Annotated in this window: 15 protein-coding genes and 1 other RNA gene; 10 read left to right on the top strand and 6 right to left on the bottom strand. The window is 73.4% G+C overall.

Features of this window, described 5'->3' with window-relative positions; translation table 11 throughout:
• Positions 1–26 precede the first annotated feature (26 nt).
• The 3 genes from IE118_RS30945 to IE118_RS30935 form a co-directional block, all read right to left on the bottom strand.
• Complete coding sequence (locus IE118_RS30945; protein WP_189561410.1) at positions 27–920, bottom strand: carbohydrate ABC transporter permease; 894 nt, start codon at positions 918–920, stop codon at positions 27–29.
• 186 nt (positions 921–1,106) lie between these two features.
• The gene (locus IE118_RS30940) at positions 1,107–2,456 is read right to left on the bottom strand and encodes a carbohydrate ABC transporter permease (protein ID WP_189561409.1); all 1,350 of its coding nucleotides are present in this window, start codon (positions 2,454–2,456) and stop codon (positions 1,107–1,109) included.
• A gap of 7 nt (positions 2,457–2,463) precedes the next feature.
• The gene (locus IE118_RS30935; protein ID WP_229847021.1) at positions 2,464–3,837 is read right to left on the bottom strand and encodes an ABC transporter substrate-binding protein; all 1,374 of its coding nucleotides are present in this window, start codon (positions 3,835–3,837) and stop codon (positions 2,464–2,466) included.
• Positions 3,838–4,091: 254 nt separating this feature from the next.
• On the opposite strand from IE118_RS30935, the gene IE118_RS34250 reads away from it, so the two are divergent.
• Positions 4,092–4,715, top strand: a complete 624-nt coding sequence (locus IE118_RS34250) for a hypothetical protein (RefSeq protein ID WP_229847020.1) — start codon at positions 4,092–4,094, stop codon at positions 4,713–4,715.
• Between the two features lie 15 nt (positions 4,716–4,730).
• Here the strand turns inward: IE118_RS34250 and IE118_RS30925 are convergent, their stop codons facing one another.
• Positions 4,731–8,606 carry an FHA domain-containing protein gene (locus tag IE118_RS30925; protein ID WP_189561423.1) on the bottom strand — a complete coding sequence of 1,292 codons (3,876 nt, stop codon included), beginning with the start codon at positions 8,604–8,606 and terminating at the stop codon, positions 4,731–4,733.
• Positions 8,607–9,095: 489 nt separating this feature from the next.
• On the opposite strand from IE118_RS30925, the gene IE118_RS30920 reads away from it, so the two are divergent.
• The 4 genes from IE118_RS30920 to IE118_RS30905 all read left to right on the top strand — a co-directional run bounded on the left by IE118_RS30920 (position 9,096) and on the right by IE118_RS30905 (position 14,390).
• Positions 9,096–10,790 carry a serine/threonine-protein kinase gene (locus tag IE118_RS30920; RefSeq protein ID WP_189561407.1) on the top strand — a complete coding sequence of 565 codons (1,695 nt, stop codon included), beginning with the start codon at positions 9,096–9,098 and terminating at the stop codon, positions 10,788–10,790.
• A 109-nt stretch (positions 10,791–10,899) separates the two neighbouring features.
• Complete coding sequence (locus IE118_RS30915) at positions 10,900–12,147, top strand: serine/threonine-protein kinase (RefSeq protein WP_189561406.1); 1,248 nt, start codon at positions 10,900–10,902, stop codon at positions 12,145–12,147.
• 130 nt (positions 12,148–12,277) lie between these two features.
• Positions 12,278–13,384 (top strand): peptide chain release factor 2, encoded by a 1,107-nt coding sequence (gene prfB / locus IE118_RS30910; protein ID WP_189561405.1) that lies wholly within the window; start codon positions 12,278–12,280, stop codon positions 13,382–13,384.
• A gap of 307 nt (positions 13,385–13,691) precedes the next feature.
• Complete coding sequence (locus IE118_RS30905; RefSeq protein WP_189561404.1) at positions 13,692–14,390, top strand: LPXTG cell wall anchor domain-containing protein; 699 nt, start codon at positions 13,692–13,694, stop codon at positions 14,388–14,390.
• A 97-nt stretch (positions 14,391–14,487) separates the two neighbouring features.
• Here the strand turns inward: IE118_RS30905 and IE118_RS30900 are convergent, their stop codons facing one another.
• A complete protein-coding gene (locus IE118_RS30900) occupies positions 14,488–14,679 on the bottom strand; it encodes a hypothetical protein (RefSeq protein WP_189561403.1) in 192 nt (63 codons plus the stop codon).
• A 299-nt stretch (positions 14,680–14,978) separates the two neighbouring features.
• On the opposite strand from IE118_RS30900, the gene ftsE reads away from it, so the two are divergent.
• From ftsE to ssrA, 5 genes are all read left to right on the top strand, one after another.
• Positions 14,979–15,668 (top strand): cell division ATP-binding protein FtsE, encoded by a 690-nt coding sequence (gene ftsE, locus IE118_RS30895; protein ID WP_189561402.1) that lies wholly within the window; start codon positions 14,979–14,981, stop codon positions 15,666–15,668.
• Positions 15,669–15,697: 29 nt separating this feature from the next.
• A complete protein-coding gene (gene ftsX / locus IE118_RS30890; RefSeq protein ID WP_189561401.1) occupies positions 15,698–16,615 on the top strand; it encodes a permease-like cell division protein FtsX in 918 nt (305 codons plus the stop codon).
• Positions 16,616–16,682: 67 nt separating this feature from the next.
• Positions 16,683–17,852: a S41 family peptidase gene (locus IE118_RS30885; protein WP_189561400.1), complete on the top strand. Its 1,170-nt coding sequence runs from the start codon at positions 16,683–16,685 to the stop codon at positions 17,850–17,852.
• Positions 17,853–17,913: 61 nt separating this feature from the next.
• Positions 17,914–18,393 (top strand): SsrA-binding protein SmpB, encoded by a 480-nt coding sequence (gene smpB, locus IE118_RS30880; RefSeq protein WP_189561399.1) that lies wholly within the window; start codon positions 17,914–17,916, stop codon positions 18,391–18,393.
• A gap of 102 nt (positions 18,394–18,495) precedes the next feature.
• Positions 18,496–18,898: a transfer-messenger RNA gene (ssrA, locus tag IE118_RS30875) on the top strand.
• 74 nt (positions 18,899–18,972) lie between these two features.
• On the opposite strand, the gene IE118_RS30870 is transcribed toward ssrA, so the two are convergent.
• On the bottom strand, positions 18,973–19,983 hold the full coding sequence (locus tag IE118_RS30870) for a LacI family DNA-binding transcriptional regulator (protein ID WP_189561398.1): 1,011 nt from the start codon (positions 19,981–19,983) through the stop codon (positions 18,973–18,975).
• Positions 19,984–20,017 lie beyond the last annotated feature (34 nt).

Genomic DNA, 20,017 nt, shown 5'->3' with positions numbered 1-20,017 from the left:
CCCCTTCAACTGTGCGAGCGCATCTGTTACTTGACCGCTCCCGCCATCACTCCGGACACGAACTGCCGCTGGAACGCGAAGAACACGACCAGCGGAACCACCATCGAGATGAACGCGCCGGGTGCCAGGACGTCGATGTTGTTGCCGAACTGCCGTACCTGCGTCTGCAGGGCGACCGTGATCGGCTGGCTCCCCGAGTCGGTGAAGATCAGCGCGACCAGCATGTCGTTCCACACCCACAGGAACTGGAAGATGCCGAGCGCGGCGATGGCCGGACCGGCCAGCGGCATCACGACCCGGACGAACAGGCGCAGTTCGCCCGCGCCGTCCAGCCGGGCCGCCTCCAGCAGCTCCCTGGGGATCTCCGCGAAGAAGTTCCGCAGCAGGAACACCGCGAACGGCAGCCCGAAACCGACGTGGAAGAGGATCACGCCGGTCAGGGAGCCGAAGATGCCCAGGGTGCCGAAGAGTTCGGCGATCGGGATCAGCGCCACCTGCACCGGCACCACCAGCAGCCCCACGACCGCCAGGAACCACCAGTCGCGGCCCGGGAACTCCATCCAGGCGAAGGCGTAGCCCGCCAGGGAGCCGATCACCACCACCAGGACCGTCGCCGGGACGGTGATGTACACCGTGTTCAGCAGCGAGCCGGTGATGTCGTCGTTCTTCAGCAGTGTCTCGTAGGCGCCGAAGGTCAACTCCGACGGCTCGGTGAACACCGTCCACCAGCCGTCCGCGGCCATGTCGCGCGGGGTGCGCAGGCTGGCCAGCAGCAGCCCGATCGTCGGGACCAGCCAGAACAGGCCGACGACGATCAGGAAGACACGGACCAGACCGCCGCTCACCACCCGGCTCAGCCGGGCGCCGAGCGACTCCCCGGCGGCGGCGACGGGCCTCGCGCCCGCTCCGGTGGCACTCATCGCCTGACCTCCCGCCGCAGCCGCCGTACGTTACTGCGTCCCCCCGGGGGACGACCCCCGGACCCCCAGCAGGCCCTCGGCCGACGTCGTCTCATCGCCTGACCTCCCGCCGCAGCCGCCGTACGTTACTGCGTCCACCCGGGGGACGACCCCCGGACCCCCAGCAGGCCCTCGGCCGACGTCGTCTCATCGCCTGACCTCCCGCCGCAGCCGCCGTACGTTGAACCACATCACCGGGATGACCAGCAGCAGCAGGAACACCGCGATGGCGCTGGCGATGCCCGGCTGGTCCGCCGAGAAGCCCTGGCGGTAGAGCTCCAGCGCCAGGACGTTGGCATCGTCCTGGGAGGAGCCCGGGGCGATGATGAAGACCAGGTCGAACACCTTCAGCACGTTGATCATCAGGGTGACGGCGACCACCGCGAGGACCGGCGCCAGCAGGGGCACCGTGATCCGTCTGAACACCTGCCACTCGTTGGCCCCGTCCACCCGCGCGGCCTCCAGCAGTTCCCTGGGCATGCCCGCGAGCCCGGCCGCGATCAGCACCATCGCGAAGCCCGCCCACATCCAGATGTACGAGCCGATGATCGCCGGGGTGACCAGCGACGGGCCGAGCCAGTCCAGCCCGTTGTACGGTGCGTCGAAGTTGCTCGCCGGGAGCCGCAGCCGTGCCCCGTCGGCCTTCGACGACAGGGAGAACGTGCCGTCGGCGCCCGCCGTGGCCGTCTCCACCACCTCGCCGTCCTTGACGGCCTCGATCCGCATCCCCGGATAGCCGAGCTCGGCGGCGTCGACCCGGTTCAGCGTGCCGACGCCCTTGCCGCGGGTGAAGTCCTGCCAGGTGGTGCCGGTGATCCGGTCGCCCTCCGGCTTCGCCGCCGCCGCGGGCTCGGCGTCGTCCGGCATCAGGTCCGGGGCGACCCCGACCAGCGGCAGGGAGACCGTGTCACCGGCGCTCACCGTGCCCCTGGTGACGAACGCGCCCCCGCCGGCCGGCTCCAGCGGCGACTCACGCCCCGGGTGCGCCTTCGGGAACGCCGACGACTGGGCGAAGGTGTCGTGCACCCCCACCCACACCGCGTTCGCCACGCCCTTGTCCGGGTCCTGGTCGTACACCAGGCGGAAGATGATCCCGGCCGCCAGCATGGAGATCGCCATCGGCATGAAGACGACCAGCTTGAACGCCGTTCCCCAGCGCACCCGTTCGGTCAGGACCGCGAAGACCAGACCGAGCGCGGTGGCGACCGTCGGCGCGAACACCACCCAGAGGACGTTGTTCTTCAGGGCGGTGCGGATGCCGTCGTCGGTGAACAGCGCCCGGTAGTTGTCGATGCCGGCGAACCCGTCGCCGGACTGGTCGTAGAAGCTGCGGATGACGGAGTACCCGATCGGGTAGACCACGAGCGCACCGAGCAGCACGAGCGCGGGCAGCAGGAACAGCGCCGCGACCGTTGCGCGGGTGCCGGTGACGCTCTTGCGCGACCTGGGAGCGGCGGGGGCCGCCTTCGGGGTCCCCGCCGCCTTGTCCGACGCCATCGCCGGATCAGTTCCCGTACGCCGCGGCCGCGTCGGCCTCCAGCTTCGCCTGGGTGCCCGCGATGTCCTTCGGGTTCTTCAGGAAGTCCTGAAGCGCCTTCCACTCGCCCTTTCCGGGCGTGCCGCCGAAGGCCTGCGGGGCCTGGTCGGACATGTCGAAGCGGAAGTCGTCACCGGCGTCGAGCAGCGCCTTGGCCATCTTCCGCTGGACCTCGTTCGGATAGGCCGAGTTGGGCACGTTCTTGTTCGGCGAGAGGTAGCCGCCGAGCTTCGCCTGGATGCCCGCCGCGTCCGGGGAGGCCAGGAAGGTCGCCAGTGCCTGCGCCGCCGGCGAGTCCTTCAGGATCACCGCCGCGTCGCCGCCGGACACCACGGGCGGGTCGTCACCGACCGCGGGGAACGGGAACACCTTGGCGTCCTTGCCCACCTCGGCCTCGGTCTCGGCGATGTTCACCTGCACGAAGTCGCCCTCGTAGACCATGCCGGCCTTGGGCTGGTCGCCGCCGGTGAAGGTCTGGGTCACGGAGGCCGGGAACTCCGTCTGCAGCGCGCCGGACGCGCCGCCCGCGACGTAGTCCTGCTTGCCCCAGATCCCGGCGAGCGTGGTGAGCGCCTCCTTCACGGAGGGGTCCGTCCACTTGATCTCGTGCCGTGCCAGCTGGTCGTACTTCTCCGGCCCGGCCTGGGACAGGTAGACGTTCTCGAACCAGTCGGTCAGCGTCCAGCCGTCGGCCCCGCCGACCGAGAAGGGGGTGACCCCGGAGTCGTACACCGTCTGCGCGGTGGTGAGCAGCTCCTCCCACGTCTTGGGCTCGGCCGCGCCCGCGTTCTCGAAGACCTGGGCGTTGTACCAGATCAGCGACTTGTTGGCGGCCTTGTAGTAGACGCCGTACTGCCGGCCGTCGACCGTGCCGATGTCTTGCCAGCCCTGCGAGTAGTTCTCGGCGAGCTCCTTGGCGGCCTCGGCGCCCAGCGGCTTGGCCCAGCCCTTCTCCACCGCCTGCTTGATGGCGCCCGGCTGCGGCAGCATCGCCACGTCCGGCGGGGCGCCGCCCGCGATCTTCGAACCGAGGAAGTTGATGATCGGGTCCTGGGCGGGCACGAAGGTCACCTTGGCGCCGGTGCGCTTCTCGAACTCCGCCAGGACCTTCTTGAAGTTCTCCTGCTCGGCGCCGGTCCACACGGCCGCGACCTCCAGGGTCTCGCCGTCCAGCTTCGGCAGGGTCACGGTGGTGCCGGTGTCGCCGCCGGCGGCCCCGCCGCCCTTGTCGTCGTCACCGCCGTCGTCGTCGCCCCCGCAGGCGGTGAGCGAGACCGCCAGCACGCCCGCGGCGAGCGCGGCGGCGGCCCTCGCGGCCCCGCGGGAACGGCGGGTCGTCATGGGGGTCTCGGGCGACCTGCGTATTCGGATGGTCCTGCTCGTCCTGCGCATCACTGCCCCGTTCTTCGTACTCCGTCGTACTCAGCCGAACGTTCGAGCGCTGTCCCGTGCGCTCTGGTCTACGCCCGGGGAATGGGGGTGGCAAGAGCGCGTCCCGTGTCAAGTCCGCGATCGTGACCGCGTCGTGACCAGGCGTCACGCGGATGAGTACCCCGACTCATGACGCCCGCACCCCCGGCCGGAATGCTGGAGACATGCTCATCAGACGATCAGTCACCGCGGTCGCCCTCCTGGTGCTCACCCTGACGGCGTGCGGGACGCAGCCGAGCGGCGTGCGGGCGGCGGCGCCGCAGAGCCCCCCGGCGCCCTCGGGCGCGACGCCGTCCTCCGGCCCGTCCTCCGACACCCGGCCCGAGTGCGCGCGGCCGGCCGAGGCGCCCACGGTGCCTCCGTCCCCCTCCGCGACCCGGCCCACCGCGGACGCCGACGGCCTGCCGGAGGGCAGCGGGGACGGCGCACCCCACTACGCCGAGAACCACGCCTACCGGATGCAGGCGTCGCTGAGCCCGGAGGAGCAGGCCTGGGGAGCTGCGTCGGCGCGGCTCGTCCGCGCGGAGCTGGAGCGGGTGCGGAAGGCGGGCGGGGCCGGTGCGTACGGCGCCTACCCCGACGAGCGGGTCGTCGCGGCCCTCGCCCGCCTCGGCTGCGGCGAGGAGCACGGGGTCTACGTCGGCAACGGCTTCTACAGCCTGCACACCGGGACGGTCTGTGTGTCCGGCCGGGTGACACGGGAGGAACTGACCACCGAGGTGCACGGCGCGTACGCCGAGCCGCAGCCCGGAACCGGACCCTGCGTGGAGAACCGGGGAGGCCACTGACCGGCCTCCCCGGCGTCACAGCAGCGAGGGGACCTCGGCGGCCGAGACCTGACGGGCCGCCCGCTCCAGGGCGCTGGCGAGCAGCGCCAGGTCGGTCGGGCCGTTGCCGAGTTCGCGGACCTGGCGACGGGCCGGCGGGTCGCCCATGCGGTGCCACTCCAGGGGGACGACCGTCGGCCGCAGGGTCGCCGTCCGCGGGATGCGCCCGGTCACCCGGCCGCCCTGGAACGCCGTCTCCGGCCCGTCCGGGCGGGCCAGCCGGCCGCGGCCCGGCGCCGGGTCGTCGGGGCCGCCGCCCGGTACGGGCGCGTCGAGGGTGACACGCAGCGTCGCCTGCCGCGCCGGCTCGGTCTGCGCCGTCCGGGCACACGGCCCGGTGGCCGTCACCAGGTGCACGCCCAGCCGTTCCCCGTCGCGCGCCACCGCCTCCAGGGCCCGCATCACCGACCCGGCGGCGGGCCGCCCCGGTGCGCCGAGCGCGGGGGAGACCAGCGCGTCCAGGTCGTCCACCACCACCACCAGCCGGGGCAGCGCGGGCGGCGGCTCCGTCCTGCGCCGGTCCGCCGCGGGCCGCAGCCGCAGCGTCGAACTGGGCGGGGCGTCCAGGTCGCCGTTCTGCTCGCCCGCCCGGGAGACCGCCGTGCGCTGGGCGACCATGCGGTCCGACAGCGCGCGGCCGGTGTGCCACTCCGCGAAGTCCGAGCGGCCCAGCAACTCCGCGCGCCGCTTCAGCTCGGCGCTCAGCGACTGGGCGAACTCCCGCATCCGCACCGGTTCGTTGGCGCACAGGTGGGTCGTGACGTGCGGTACGTCCGTGCACACCCGCAGACCTTCGCCGTGCCCGGGGCCCGGCGCGGGGCCGCCCCTGCCGTCGACCAGCACGATGCCCAGCCGGTCGGGGCGCTCGGCGGCGGCCAGCGAGGCGACGACCGCCCGCAGCAGTTCCGTACGGCCGCTGCCGGGCGGGCCCTCGACGAGCAGATGCGGTCCGTCGGCGGCCAGGTCGGCGACGACCGGGCCGCGCGGTCCGGCGCCCAGTATGGCGGTGACCCGTCCGCCGAGGGCCCGGGTGTCGTCGGCCGCGTCCGCCCAGCGCGCCATCAGCGAGGCCGGGGTGGCCCGGGCCAGGCCCAGCTCGTCGAGGAGCCGCGCCGACCGGGGCAGCGGGGCGGACACCCGCGCGTGCCGGTCGCCCGGGGTGCCGTCGGTGCGCAGCGGCGCGAGCGCCCGCGCGAACCGCTCGGCCCAGGGGGCGGAGACCGCGTCGACGGTCGCGAGGGTGCCGTGGCCGACGGGGCCAGGAGGCGTCCCGGAGCCGCTCCCGGCCACCCGCAGCAGCCGCAGCGCGGTCGCCACGTCACCGCTGAGCAGGGCGACCGCCCCGCACGCGCGGAACGACGGCGTCACCGCGCAGGCCGCCTCGTACGTCTCGGTCACCGGGGACGCGGCGGAGGCGGCGGCCGTCTCGGCGAGGCACACGACGTGGATGCCGGCCCGCGGGCCGTCCAGGGCGAGCCGGGTCACCGCCTCGCGGACGTCGGCGCCGCCGGGGTCGCCGTCCACGACGACCACGGTGTGGGGGCCCGCTGCTTCCGCCGGGGGCGCGGCCGGGTGGTCCCGGTCGGCCAGGCGGCGCAGCAGTTCGTCCGTGCGGGCCGTGGCCTGCTCGTGGTCGTGCGCCAGCAGCAGGCGGCAGTCCTGGCCGTGGCCCGGGCGCAGGTGGGGCAGCCAGCCCAGCCAGGACCACTCCGCGGTGCGCTCCGCGAGGGGGCGGGCGGGATCCGCGGCGATCAGGACGATCTCCAGGCAGTCGGGGGAGTGCAGCGCCGCGAGCTGGGCCAGGACCGCGCGGGCCAGCCCGGCGAGGCGGTCCCGCGGACCGGCCAGCCCCAGCGCGCCCACCTCGCGCAGGTCCGAGGTCACCGGCACGGCGGGCAGCAGGCCCGAGCCGTCCGGCGCGGCCCGGTCCGTGGTGCCGAGCCGCACCGTGAGCGTCTCGGGATGGCCGGGCCCGCGCTCCCACAGCCGGGGGCCGGGGCCGAGCGCGGTCAGCAGCAGCGTGGCGGGGTCCGGCCAGGTCTCGGGCTGCGCGGAGGCGGTGGGGGCCCGTCGCGGCGCGGGCTCGTCCGGCGGCGTGGTGTGCTCGTCCCGCGTGTCCGCCGTGGTCTCCCGCTCCGGCCGGCCCCCGGTCAGGCGCCGGGCCCAGGCGCCGATCCCGCCCCGCTTCCGCCCGGCGGGGGGCTGGGGGAGGTCGGTGCCGCGCAGGGGGGTGCCCTTGCGGGTGCCCTGGGTGTCGGCGCCGGGCGGGGAGCCGGGCCCGGACGCGTCGCCGTACCGCCCGTCCCGCACCTGGCCCGTGGTGCTGCCGGTGGGGCCCTGGGGGGCGCGGGGGGATCCGGGGTGGCCGTCGGGTGTCGCGTCGGGCGCGGTGTCCGAGCCGGCGCGGGGGTCCCGGCCGTGGCGCGGGTCCCGTACGCCGTCGGCCGCGTGATGCGCGCCCCGCGCGTGATCGGTCGCGCGGGGGGAGGCCTGATGCCCGTGCTCCGCGGTGTCGCCGGCCGGTGCCGCGGGGGCGGGGGAGGCGCCGTGGTGCCGGCCGTGTGCCGCGCCGTCCGGAAGGCCCCCGGCGGTCTCGCCGTAAGGGCCGTCGTAGGTGCCCTCGTAGGTGCCGTCGTAGGCCGCGCGGGAGGCCCGGTGTCCCGGGGCGGCGGGGGTGGAGGGGCCGGCGCCGGCCCGGTCGTCGAGGGAGCCGCGCCCCGCGTGGGTCTCGTCCGCGGCCGGCCTCGGCTGCGAGACGCGCCGTCCCTTGGGCACCCGGGGCACATCGCCCCGTGCGGCGATCCGCAGCGGGCGCCCCCCGGGGCCGTCTCCGCGCTGTCCGGCCCTCGGGGCCCGGGCCTGCTCCGGCAGCAGCGGCCCGGGACCGCGCCCGGCCTGCCCCGGGGCGGAGTCCCCGCCCGGCTGCCCCCACGTGTCGGGGGCGGGACCGCCGGCGGCACGGCCTGCCTCGCCCGCGCTCTGGACCGCCGGGCCGTAGGCGTGGTGGGTCGGTCCCCGGGGCGGGTCGGCCGGTTCCCCGTGGGTGTCCGGGCCCCCGTGGGTGCCCGGGCCCCCGTGCGGGTCCGGTCCTCCGTGCGGGTCCGCTCCTCCGTGCGGGGCCGGGCGGTGGGACGTCCCGGGGTGCGCGGCGGAGCCGCCCCCGGCCTCGTCACCCGCCCGCGGTCCCGGCACCCGGACGTGTCCCTCCCCGTCCGGTGTCGTCGCCGCCCGCGCGTGCGGTCCCGCCGCCGGGGTCAGGCGCAGCGCCGACTCGCCGATGCGCAGCAGCGCGCCCGGGGCCAGCCGGACCGGGCGGGGGCCCACGCGCCGCCCGTCCAGGGTGGTGCCGTTGGTGGAGCCGAGGTCGGCGACCGAGACGCGGCCGTCGGAGCCGACCGTCACCGCGCAGTGCAGCCGGGAGACGTCCGGGTCGTCGAGCGGTACGTCGGCGTCGGCGGAGCGGCCTATGCGGATCTCGCCGCCGTGCAGCAGGTGCACCCCGCCCGCGTCGGGCCCGGCGACGACGTGCAGCCGGGTCGGGGCCCCGTCCAGCTCGGGGTGCGGCTCGGGTTCGCCCGGGGCGCCCACGGCCAGCACCGCCCCGTCGATCAGCGGCGGCTCGCCCAGCGTGCAGCGCTGGGCGTCGAGCCGCTGGTCACCGGCGTAGAGCACGGGCGCGCCGGTGGAGCCGGACGTGCCGTCGCCGCCGGAGACCGCCGAGGCCAGGGCGGAGGCCACCGCCGCCAGGGCCGTGCCCGCGGGCGCCGTGACCAGCACGTCGCAGCTCGCGGCCCGCTCCCGCACGGGGGAGGAGGGGCCCAGCGGGTCTACGACGGTCAGCCGGATCTGCATCGCCGTCAGCGGTCCCTTCTGCGCGAGCGCCCGCGACACGGGGGACGAAGCCGCCCCGCGGTCCCCCACCGCGGACTTCCCCCACCGCCACACGCGCACGTACGGCCAGTACTCGACGCATCCTCGCACCTGACACCGACAACGCGCCCGCCGCCCGACAGTGAATGATCTTGATTGGTCGGCTCTGCCCGTAAAAATGCCTGACCAGTGACGCACCGATGATCGTCGCGGGCCCACTTGAGATCGGTCACGTCCGCCGTGCGGCAACCAACGGACCGGGTGGAGCGTCTTTCCTGCGAACCGTCGAACACCGACGGGAACCGGTACGTAAGACCCACACAGAGGGACGCACAGCCCGGCCACGGCCGGGACGGCGTCGAAGACGACCGGCCGGTATCCCGCGCGGCGGCACTACAGTGGGTCGGAACATTCCGCAGCAGGGTGGACCACGGTGTACGCCAGCCAAGCAAGCAGCAGGGAGCGCATGACGTGCGGCCGGTAGGGAGCAAGTACCTGCTCGAGGAGCCGCTCGGTCGCGGCGCCACGGGCACCGTCTGGCGGGCACGCCAGCGGGAGACCGCGGGCGCCGAGGCGGCCGTGCCGGGACAGCCCGGCGAGACCGTCGCGATCAAGGTCCTCAAGGAGGAGCTCGCGAGCGACGCCGACGTCGTGATGCGGTTCCTGCGCGAGCGCTCGGTCCTGCTGCGGCTCACCCACCCCAACATCGTCCGGGTCCGTGACCTGGTCGTCGAGGGCGATCTGCTGGCCCTGGTCATGGACCTCGTCGAGGGCCCCGACCTGCACCGGTACCTCCGGGAGAACGGGCCCCTCACCCCGGTCGCGGCGGCGCTGCTGACCGCGCAGATCGCCGACGCGCTCGGTGCCAGCCACGCCGACGGCGTGGTGCACCGCGACCTGAAGCCGGCCAACGTCCTGCTGCGGCAGACCGGCGGCGAGATGCACCCGATGCTGACCGACTTCGGCATCGCCCGCCTCGCCGACTCCCCGGGCCTGACCCGCACCCACGAGTTCGTCGGCACGCCCGCCTACATCGCGCCCGAGTCCGCCGAGGGCCGCCCGCAGACCTCCGCCGTCGACATCTACGGCGCCGGCATCCTGCTGTACGAGCTGGTCACCGGCCGTCCGCCGTTCTCCGGCGGCTCCGCCCTCGAGGTGCTGCACCAGCACCTGAGCGCCGAGCCGCGCCGTCCCTCCACGGTCCCCGACCCGCTGTGGACGGTCATCGAGCGCTGTCTGCGCAAGAACCCCGGCGAGCGGCCCAGCGCGGAGAACCTCGCGCGCGGCCTGCGCGTCGTCGCCGACGGCATCGGCGTGCACGCGAATTCCGCACAGATCGGCGCCGCGGAGAACGTCGGCGCCCTGCTCGCCCCCGACCCGGCGCCCGCGCAGGTGCCGGACGCCCCCGGTGCCGCGGACCCCACGCAGGTCCTGCCGCACGGCGCGGGCGGCTACGACCCCAACGGCGCCACCAGTGTCCTGCCGCAGACCGGCGGACCGGCCGGCGCCGCCGATCCCACGGCCGTACTGCCTCCCGTACCGCCCGGGCCGCCCGGCCAGTCCGGCGGGCCGGGCCCCGAGGACCCGCACCCCTGGCAGAACCAGCTCCGCGCGGCACGCGACCGCAACGAGCAGACCCAGGTGCAGTACCTCGACCCGAACGAGGACCCGCTGCGCCGCCGCCCCCAGCGGCAGGTCGCCCGGCCCCCGCAGCAGCCGCCGCAGCAGCCGCCGCAGCGCCGCCCCCAGCAGCAGCCGCAGCCCGGTCCGGGATACGGCTATCCCCAGCAGCCCCAGCCCCAGCCGCAGCCCCAGCGGTACGCGCCCCCGCCGGAGCGCCAGCGGCGGCAGCAGCCCCAGCCGCAGCGGTACGCGCCGCCGCCGCCGGAGCCGCAGCGTCCCGCGCGCGAGCCGCGGCCGCCCCGGCAGCGCAGCGCCAACCCGATGCGCATCCCCGGTCTGGGCTGCCTCAAGGGGTGCCTCTTCACCGTCCTGATCCTGTTCGTCGCGGGCTGGCTGGTCTGGGAACTGAGCCCGCTCCAGGACTGGATCGGCACCGGCAAGGGCTACTGGGAACAGCTCAGCGACTGGTTCGGCTCGGTGACGGGCTGGATCGAGGACCTGGGCGGCGCCGAGGAGCCCTCGGCGCCCTCCGGGACGAACTGAGCGTGTTTGCTGATTTGTCGACACCTGGGGGTCGATTTCCCGGTCCCCGGTGAAGGCCGGCTGCACGGACGCGTAGCTTTGGCGACAACACGCGTCGGTAGGAGCAGTCTTGGCACGGAGAATCGGCAGCCGGTACACCGCCCATCAGATCCTCGGGCGGGGCAGCGCCGGCACGGTGTGGCTGGGCGAGGGCCCCGACGGGCCCGTCGCCGTCAAGCTGCTGCGTGAGGATCTCTCCTCCGACCAGGAGCTCGTCGGCCGCTTCGTGCAGGAGCGGACGGCGCTGCTCGGTCTGGAGCACCCGCACATCGTCTCCGTGCGCGACCTGGTCGTCGACGGCAACGACCTCGCGCTGGTCATGGACCTGGTCCGGGGCACGGACCTGCGCACCCGTCTCGACCGGGAGCGCCGGCTGGCCCCGGAGGCCGCGGTGGCGATCGTCGCCGACGTCGCGGACGGGCTGGCCGCGGCGCACGCGGCCGGGGTCGTCCACCGCGACGTGAAGCCGGAGAACGTGCTGCTGGACATGCAGGGTCCGCTCGGGCCCGGCGGCTCGCACCGCGCCCTGCTCACGGACTTCGGTGTGGCGAAGCTCATCGACACCCCGCGCCGCACCCGGGCCACGAAGATCATCGGCACGCCGGACTATCTGGCGCCGGAGATCGTGGAGGGCCTCCCGCCGCGCGCCTCGGTCGACATCTACGCCCTCGCCACGGTCCTGTACGAGCTGCTCGCGGGTTTCACGCCGTTCGGCGGCGGCCATCCGGGCGCGGTACTGCGACGGCACGTCACCGAGACGGTCGTCCCCCTGCCCGGCATCCCGGACGAGCTGTGGCAGCTCCTGGTCCAGTGCCTGGCGAAGGCCCCGGCGTCCCGGCTGCGCGCCTCCGAGCTGGCCGCGCGCCTGCGGGAGCTGCTGCCGCTGCTGGCGGGGATGCCCCCGCTGGACGTGGACGAGCCGGACACCGAGCCGGAGGAGGAGGCGGGCGAGGCCGTCCCGGCGTCCGGCGCCTCCCGGGCCGCCGGGGAGCCCGTGCGGCGCCGTGGCGCGGTCCCGCTGGTACCGGGCGCCAAGCCGTCCGACTCCAACCGCGACACGCACACGTCCATGAGGGTGCCCGCCCCCGACGAGCTGGCCGGCGGTGCCCGCGGGACGGCCCGCGCGCCCCGCGCGTCCGGCGCCCCCCGCCCCGGTTCGGCCCGCAACCGCGCGGTCACCCGCAGGCGCCGCCTGACCCTGGCGGTGACGGCGGTGCTCCTGGCGGCGGCCGGCGCCGCCACCTGGCTCGCCACCACCTCCGACGAGACCCCCGCCCCGCCCGAGGACACCCGGACCTCGGCCCCGGCCGTCCCCTGACCGCCTCCCCCGGGGGAAGGGGAGGGGCGGCGCGGGTGGAGGAGCCTGCCGCGCCCGGCCGGGCCGGCCGGCCCCCGCTGGGGCGGCCGCCCGGCATGGCCAGGTGCGGGAAGCCGTTACGCTGGAGGGCGTGGCAGTCGTCGATGTATCCGAAGAGCTCAAGTCCCTCTCCTCGACCATGGAGTCGATCGAGGCCGTTCTGGACCTCGACAAGCTGAGGGCAGACATCGCCGTGCTCGAGGAGCAGGCGGCCGCGCCGTCCCTCTGGGACAACCCGGACGAGGCGCAGAAGATCACCAGCAAGCTCTCCCACCTCCAGGCCGAGGTGCGGAAGGCCGAGGCGCTGCGCGGCCGGATCGACGATCTCGCCGTGCTCTTCGAGATGGCCGAGGAGGAGGACGACCCGGACACCCGCGCGGAGGCCGAGTCGGAGCTCGCGTCCGTCAGGAAGGCGCTGGACGAGATGGAGGTCCGGACGCTGCTCAGCGGTGAGTACGACGCGCGTGAGGCGCTCGTCAACATCCGCGCGGAGGCCGGTGGCGTCGACGCCGCCGACTTCGCCGAGAAGCTCCAGCGCATGTACCTGCGCTGGGCCGAGCAGCACGGCTACAAGACCGAGGTCTACGAGACGTCGTACGCCGAGGAGGCCGGCATCAAGTCGACCACCTTCGCCGTCCAGGTGCCCTACGCCTACGGCACTCTCTCCGTCGAGCAGGGCACGCACCGCCTGGTGCGCATCTCGCCTTTCGACAACCAGGGCCGCCGCCAGACCTCCTTCGCGGGCGTCGAGATCCTCCCCGTGGTCGAGCAGACCGACCACATCGAGATCGACGAGTCCGAGCTGCGCGTGGACGTGTACCGCTCCTCCGGCCCCGGCGGCCAGGGCGTGAACACCACCGACTCCGCGGTGCGCCTCACCCACATCCCCACCGGCATCGTGGTCTCGTGCCAGAACGAGCGCTCGCAGATCCAGAACAAGGCCACCGCGATGAACGTCCTCCAGGCCAAGCTGCTGGAGCGGCGCCGCCAGGAGGAGCAGGCCAAGATGGACGCCCTCAAGGGCGACGGCGGCAACTCCTGGGGCAACCAGATGCGTTCGTACGTGCTGCACCCCTACCAGATGGTCAAGGACCTGCGCACGGAGCACGAAGTCGGTAACCCCGAGGCCGTGTTCAACGGTGAGATCGACGCCTTCCTGGAGGCCGGGATTCGCTGGCGCAAGCAGCGGGAGAAGTAACTCCTCCGGCGAACCGACGATTTGTCGACAAGGCAACTGCCGCCGAGTGGGCGGCAGTTGCCTTTCCGTGTCGGGGATGACCGGGTTTTACGTCACAGTTACGGCTTCATCGTCCCGCAAAGCGCGCGTAGCCGGACATCGCGCACGCAACGGCCTTGACGTTCTTTTGGAAAGTGGGAAGGGTGAAGCGTGGCATGCGTATCTCTGGGGCGCATGTGAACCGGGGGGCTTTCACCACAGCAACCCCCGTCGATCACGGCCCCGGGCGCCGCCACATCGACGATCAGCTACTGGGGGTAGCACACACATGACGAAGAAGACGCGGGTCCGCGTCGCGCGCATCGCAGCCGGCGCCGTGGTCGCCGCGGGTGCGTCGCTGATGGTGACGGGTGTCGCCCAGGCCGATGAGCCCATCTGCGACATCGTGGTCACTCCGGAGTGCGAGGAGGAGCCGGGCGGCGAGAACCCGGGTGGCGAGAACCCCGGCGGTGAGAACCCCGGTGGTGAGAACCCCGGCGGTGAGAACCCGGGCGGTGAAAACCCCGGTGGCGAGAACCCCGGCGGTGAGAACCCGGGCGGTGAAAACCCCGGTGGCGAGAACCCCGGCGGTGAAAACCCGGGCGGTGAAAACCCCGGTGGCGAGAACCCCGGCGGTGAAAACCCCGGTGGTGAGAACCCGGGCGGTGAGAACCCCGGCGGCGAGAACCCGGGCGGTGAGGACCCCATCGAGGAGCCGACCACCCCGGGCGGCGGCGGTGACGACGACACCGGCACCTCCCCCGACGGCGGCGGTGCCTCCCCGCAGGACGAGGGCTCCTCGGCCCTCACCGACACCGGCGACGAGGCCCCGGCCACCTCGGCCCAGGGCAGCGGCAAGGAGCTCGCCGAGACCGGTGCCGCCGAGACCACCTTCCTGGTGATCGGTGCCGCCACGATGATCGCCGGCGGTGTCGGCTTCCGGGTGCTCCCGCGCCTGATGAGCGGCCGCGGCGGTGCCGCCGCCTGACGGTGGCGGCACGCGTACACACCGTACGCACGACGTGAGACGAAGGGCCCGGAGCGCGACCGCGCTCCGGGCCCTTCCGCACATCCTGTCCGGGGCGTCAGGCGGTGTGCTGGGCGAGCAGCGCCACCGCCGCGATCAGCACCACCAGCAGGGCGATCAGCGCCACCGGGTTCAGCCCCGCGAAGAAGTTCTCCTGCTGCAGCCGCTCGCGGTTCGCGCGGCACACCGGGCACCGGCCCTCGCTCACGGGCGCGGCGCAGTTCGCGCACACCAGCCGGTCGTACGTCATGCGCTCGCCCTCCTCGCACCTGTTCCAGTCACACAACGCCCACGGCCGCGTGAACGTTCCCCCCTCCCACTGTGCCAGGTTCCCGCGGATGCCGCGCCGGGTCGCTCCGAGAGGGCGGTCACGGTGGCCGGCGCGGCCACGGCGCGGGGGGAACCGGCCGCATGGCTCCCCGCCCCCGGAAGTTCCCGTCCCCGGCACAAAGGGCGCATCTCTTCCGCAACCCCCTCCGGTGACTGCGCCCGGCTCCCCGGGTCGCGTATGGTCACGCTCATCTACCCCCGGCTACCCGTGGTGCATCCGTGATCCGATTCGACAACGTGTCCAAGGCCTACCCCAAGCAGAACCGCCCCGCGCTCAGGGACGTCACCCTGGAAGTGGAGAAGGGCGAATTCGTCTTCCTCGTGGGGTCCTCCGGCTCCGGAAAGTCCACCTTCCTGCGGCTGATCCTCCGCGAGGAGCGGGCCAGCCAGGGACAGGTGCACGTCCTGGGCAAGGATCTCGCCCGCGTCTCCAACTGGAAGGTGCCGCAGATCCGGCGCCAGCTGGGGACCGTGTTCCAGGACTTCCGCCTGCTGCCGAACAAGACGGTCGCCGAGAACGTCGCCTTCGCGCAGGAGGTCATCGGCAAGTCGCGCGGCGAGATCCGCAAGTCCGTGCCGCAGGTGCTCGACCTCGTCGGGCTCGGCGGCAAGGAGGACCGCATGCCCGGCGAGCTCTCCGGCGGTGAGCAGCAGCGCGTCGCCATCGCCCGGGCCTTCGTCAACCGGCCCAAGCTGCTCATCTGCGACGAGCCCACCGGCAACCTCGACCCGCAGACCTCCGTCGGCATCATGAAGCTGCTCGACCGGATCAACCGGACGGGCACCACCGTGGTGATGGCGACGCACGACCAGAACATCGTGGACCAGATGCGCAAGCGCGTCATCGAGCTGGAGAAGGGCCGTCTCGTCCGCGACCAGGCACGCGGCGTCTACGGCTACCAGCACTGACGCTCCACGGAAAGGCTTGATCAGACGCCATGCGCGCCCAGTTCGTCCTGTCGGAGATCGGCGTCGGTCTCCGCCGCAACCTGACGATGACCTTCGCCGTCGTCGTCTCCGTCGCCCTGTCGCTCGCCCTGTTCGGCGGGTCGCTCCTGATGAGCGACCAGGTCAACACCATGAAGGGCTACTGGTACGACAAGGTCAACGTCTCCATCTTCCTGTGCAACAAGAGTGACGCCACGTCCGACCCCAACTGCGCCAAGGGCGCGGTGACCGACGACCAGAAGGGCCAGATCAAGGCCGACCTGGAGAAGATGTCGGTCGTCGACACCGTGACGTACGAGTCGCAGGACGAGGCGTACAAGCACTACAAGGAGCAGTTCGGCGACTCGCCGCTGGCCAGCTCCCTCACCCCGGACCAGATGCAGGAGTCGTACCGCATCAAGCTGAAGGACCCGGAGAAGTACCAGGTCATCGCGACCGCCTTCGACGGGCGCGACGGCGTGCAGTCGGTGCAGGACCAGAAGGGCATCCTCGACAACCTCTTCGGGCTGCTGAACGGCATGAACTGGGCCGCCCGCGCGGTGATGGCGCTCATGCTGGTCGTCGCCCTGATGCTCATCGTGAACACCGTGCGCGTCTCCGCGTTCAGCCGCCGCCGCGAGACCGGCATCATGCGGCTGGTCGGCGCGTCCGGCTTCTACATCCAGGCGCCGTTCATCATGGAGGCCGCGGTCGCCGGACTCATCGGCGGCACGCTCGCCTGTGGATTCCTGCTGGTCGCCCGGTACTTCATCATCGACCACGGACTCGCCCTGTCGGAGAAGCTGAATCTGATCAACTTCATCGGCTGGGACGCCGTGCTGACGAAACTCCCGCTGATCCTCGCGACGAGCCTGTTGATGCCGGCGTTGGCCGCGTTCTTCGCGTTGCGCAAGTACCTGAAGGTGTGACTCTTGCCCAGAGGGGCGCGCGGCCAACGGGCCGTGCGCCCCTTCGCGTTGTCCTAGACTCACCGGCATGTCAGGTCGTGCCCTGTTCTGTCAGTCCCGCCGCATCGGCCGCGGCGCCGCCCTGACCGTGGTGTTCGCGAGCGTGCTGGTCGCCGGTGCGGCCACCGGCAGCCTCCCCGGCACCGACCGCGACGGCACGGCGGACAACACGCCGCAGGCCGCTCCCGTGGGCCACCACGCCGACGTCACCCGGGCGGCCGAGGAGGCCGCCGCCGACGGCACGTCCCCCATGGAGGCCGCCCAGCGGGCCGTCAGCCGCAGCGGGGACCGCTGGGCGGCCGTCTACTCCCCGGGCGAGTACGAGGAGTTCGAGGAGTCCCTGGACGGCCGCTACACCGGCGTCGGCCTGTGGGCCCGCGAGCGGGACGGCCGCATCGAGGTGACGAAGGTGGGCAGCGACACGCCCGCCGCCGAAGCGGGCATCCGCGCGGGGGACCGGCTGCGGAGCGTCGACGGCGAGCGCGTCGACGGCCGGCCCGTCACCGAGGTGGTCTCCTTACTGCGCGGCGACCGCACGGGCGACAGCGCCGGCACCACCGTCCGCCTCGGCCTGGAACGCGGGCCGCGCGCCTGGAGCGAGACCGTGCGCCGGGCCCGGCTCTCCCGTGACACCGTGACCGTCCGCACCCGGGACAGCGGCGTCACCGTGGTCGAGGTCGCCGCCTTCACCAGGGGCACCGGCGACGAGGTCCGCACCGCCGTGCGCCGGGCCCCGGCCGGCTCCGGGATCGTCCTCGACCTGCGGGGCAACTCCGGCGGACTGGTCGCCGAGGCGGTCACCGCGGCCTCCGCGTTCCTCGACGGCGGCCTCGTCGCCACCTACGACGTCGACGGCGAACAGCGCGCCCTGCACGCCGAGCCCGGCGGCGACACCACCCGCCCCCTGGTCGCCCTCGTCGACGGCGGGACGATGAGCGCCGCCGAGCTCCTCACCGGTGCCCTCCAGGACCGCGGGCGGGCGGTCGTCGTGGGCTCCCGCACCTTCGGCAAGGGCTCGGTCCAGATGCCGACCGAACTGCCCGACGGCTCCGTCGCCGAGCTGACCGTCGGCCACTACCGCACCCCCTCCGGCCGGGGCGTCGACGGCCACGGCCTCACCCCCGACCTCGAAGCCGACGCCGACGCCCTCCGGCGGGCCGAGACGGTCCTCAGCGGACTCGGTACCCGGGACGGGTAGCGGAGGCGGTCGGTAATCGGCTTCCCGCGGACCCCCTCCGTAGTGCGAAAATGGCGGCACTATGGCTAAGGAAAAAGGGCGCAAGCTGATCGCGCAGAACAAGAAGGCGCGGCACGACTACCTCATCATCGACACCTACGAGGCGGGCCTGGTCCTCACCGGCACCGAGGTCAAGTCCCTGCGCCAGGGCAGGGCCTCCCTCGTGGACGGCTTCGTCCAGCTCAGCGACAACGAGGCGTGGCTGCACAACGTGCACGTGCCGGAGTACAGCCAGGGCACCTGGACGAACCACAGCGCGCGGCGCAAGCGCAAGCTGCTGCTGCACCGGGCGGAGATCGACAAGCTGGGGTCCAAGTCCCAGGAGACGGGGCACACCATCGTGCCGCTCGCCCTGTACTTCAAGGACGGCCGGGCGAAGGTCGAGATCGCGCTGGCCAAGGGCAAGAAGGAGTACGACAAGCGGCAGACGCTGCGGGAGAAGCAGGACCGGCGCGAGACCGACCGGGCGGTCTCGGCGGCCCGCAGGAAGCAGCGGGCGTAGCCCCGCGCCGGGTGCCGGGGAATACGCTGGCACCGACCCGCGTTGGTCACGTACGATGGCGACAGCACTCCACAGCGGGTGCGCACCTTGAGAAAAGAACATGGGGATGATCGGTTTCGACAGCGGCTGTCGAAGCAGGGGAAGCGTGTCGAGGAAGCGGCCATGATCTCGTAAACCACAGGCCGAAAAAAACAATCGCCAATTCCAAGCGATCTGTCTCCCAGGGCGAGCTCGCCCTCGCTGCCTGATTTCAGGTAGCGAGCAGCGGCTCCCCTACTAAAGGGAGTGTCAGCCCGGGGGTGTTCCCGACCCGGATCCTGGCATCAGCTAGGGAACTAAACCTTGATCCCGGTCACGGGGTGAAGAGGGAAATCTAACAGTGACTGGGCCCGTCGGAGACTTGTCGACGTGATCTCCGGGGCCGAGAAAAGCACAGTCGACTGCACACGGAGAAGCCCTGGTTCCGCACCGTTGGACGCGGGTTCGATTCCCGCCATCTCCACTCATCCCATGTGGGCACAGGCCCCGTCGCTCCCGAGCGGCGGGGCCTGTGTCATGTGCGGCCTTCCCGGGCCACCGTCACGGACGGTCCCCGCGCGGCGCCGTGCTCGCCCGCTCGGTCAGGCGCGGCGGCAGCAGGGTGGCGCCCGGGACGGGGGCACCGGACAGCTTCCGCATCAGCAGACGCACCGCGCGCGAGCCCAGTTCGGCCGACGGCACGGCGACGGAGGTCAGCGGGACGCGGGCCGCCGCGGCCACCGGGGCCGGGCAGACGGCGGTGAGGGACAGATCGCGGGGGACGCGCAGCCCCAGGTGCCCGAAGGCGTCGACCAGGGGATCGAGGAGCGGCTCGTTGTGCACCACCACGGCGGTCAGCGCGGGCAGTTCGCGCAGCAGCCGCGCGGCGACCGCGCGGGCGTCGTCCCGGCCCGTCCCGCACGGGTGCACGGCGGAGGTGAGCCCGTTCCGGTCCGCCGCCGCCGTGAAGCCCTCCACGAGCCGGCGCGCGAACGCGGTCCGCCGCACGTACACCTCCGGCGGTGAGCCGACCAGCGCCACCACCCGGTGCCCGAGCCGCGCCAGATGGTCCACGCACAGGTCACCCGCCGCCCGGAAGTCCAGGTCGACGCAGGTCAGCCCGTCCGGCTCGGCGGGCACACCGACCAGCACCGACGGCAGGGAACGCGAGCGCAGCAACGGCAGCCGCGCGTCCTGGAGCTGTACGTCCGTCACGATCACCGCGTCCGCGAGACCCGCGTCGGCGACCCGCCCGATGCCCTCCTCGCCGTCCCCGTGCGTCAGCAGCAGCACGTCGTGGTCGTGGGCGCGGGCGGCGGTGACCACCGACACCGCGAACTGCGTCATCACCGGCAGGTGGATGCCGGACCGCATCGGAACGGCCAGGGCCAGCACCCGCGAGCGCCGTCCGGGCGGCGTCCGGCCGGCGTCCGCGCGGTAGCCCAGCTCGACCACCGCAGCCTGGACCCGGCGCCGCGTCGCGTCGGAGATCGGGCGCTTGCCGCTGAGCGCGTACGAGACCGTGCTGGGGGAGACCCCGGCGCGCCGGGCCACATCCGTGATCTTCACCATCGGGAGTCCTCGTCTGCGCCGTCCGGGGAGAGGG

The sequence above is a fragment of the Streptomyces pilosus genome (genome assembly GCF_014649835.1).
In the GTDB taxonomy this organism is placed as follows: domain Bacteria; phylum Actinomycetota; class Actinomycetes; order Streptomycetales; family Streptomycetaceae; genus Streptomyces; species Streptomyces pilosus.
This window is presented reverse-complemented; position numbering and strand designations above follow the sequence as displayed.

Excerpts from the sequence above, each read along its gene's own strand:
- IE118_RS30945 (WP_189561410.1), bottom strand. The coding sequence starts at position 920 with ATGAGTGCCACCGGAGCGGGCGCGAGGCCCGTCGCCGCCGCCGGGGAG.
- IE118_RS30940 (WP_189561409.1), bottom strand. The coding sequence starts at position 2,456 with ATGGCGTCGGACAAGGCGGCGGGGACCCCGAAGGCGGCCCCCGCCGCT.
- IE118_RS30935 (WP_229847021.1), bottom strand. The coding sequence starts at position 3,837 with ATGACGACCCGCCGTTCCCGCGGGGCCGCGAGGGCCGCCGCCGCGCTC.
- IE118_RS34250 (WP_229847020.1), top strand. The coding sequence starts at position 4,092 with ATGCTCATCAGACGATCAGTCACCGCGGTCGCCCTCCTGGTGCTCACC.
- IE118_RS30925 (WP_189561423.1), bottom strand. The coding sequence starts at position 8,606 with ATGCAGATCCGGCTGACCGTCGTAGACCCGCTGGGCCCCTCCTCCCCC.
- IE118_RS30905 (WP_189561404.1), top strand. The coding sequence starts at position 13,692 with ATGACGAAGAAGACGCGGGTCCGCGTCGCGCGCATCGCAGCCGGCGCC.
- IE118_RS30900 (WP_189561403.1), bottom strand. The coding sequence starts at position 14,679 with ATGACGTACGACCGGCTGGTGTGCGCGAACTGCGCCGCGCCCGTGAGC.
- ftsX (WP_189561401.1), top strand. The coding sequence starts at position 15,698 with ATGCGCGCCCAGTTCGTCCTGTCGGAGATCGGCGTCGGTCTCCGCCGC.
- IE118_RS30885 (WP_189561400.1), top strand. The coding sequence starts at position 16,683 with ATGTCAGGTCGTGCCCTGTTCTGTCAGTCCCGCCGCATCGGCCGCGGC.
- smpB (WP_189561399.1), top strand. The coding sequence starts at position 17,914 with ATGGCTAAGGAAAAAGGGCGCAAGCTGATCGCGCAGAACAAGAAGGCG.
- IE118_RS30870 (WP_189561398.1), bottom strand. The coding sequence starts at position 19,983 with ATGGTGAAGATCACGGATGTGGCCCGGCGCGCCGGGGTCTCCCCCAGC.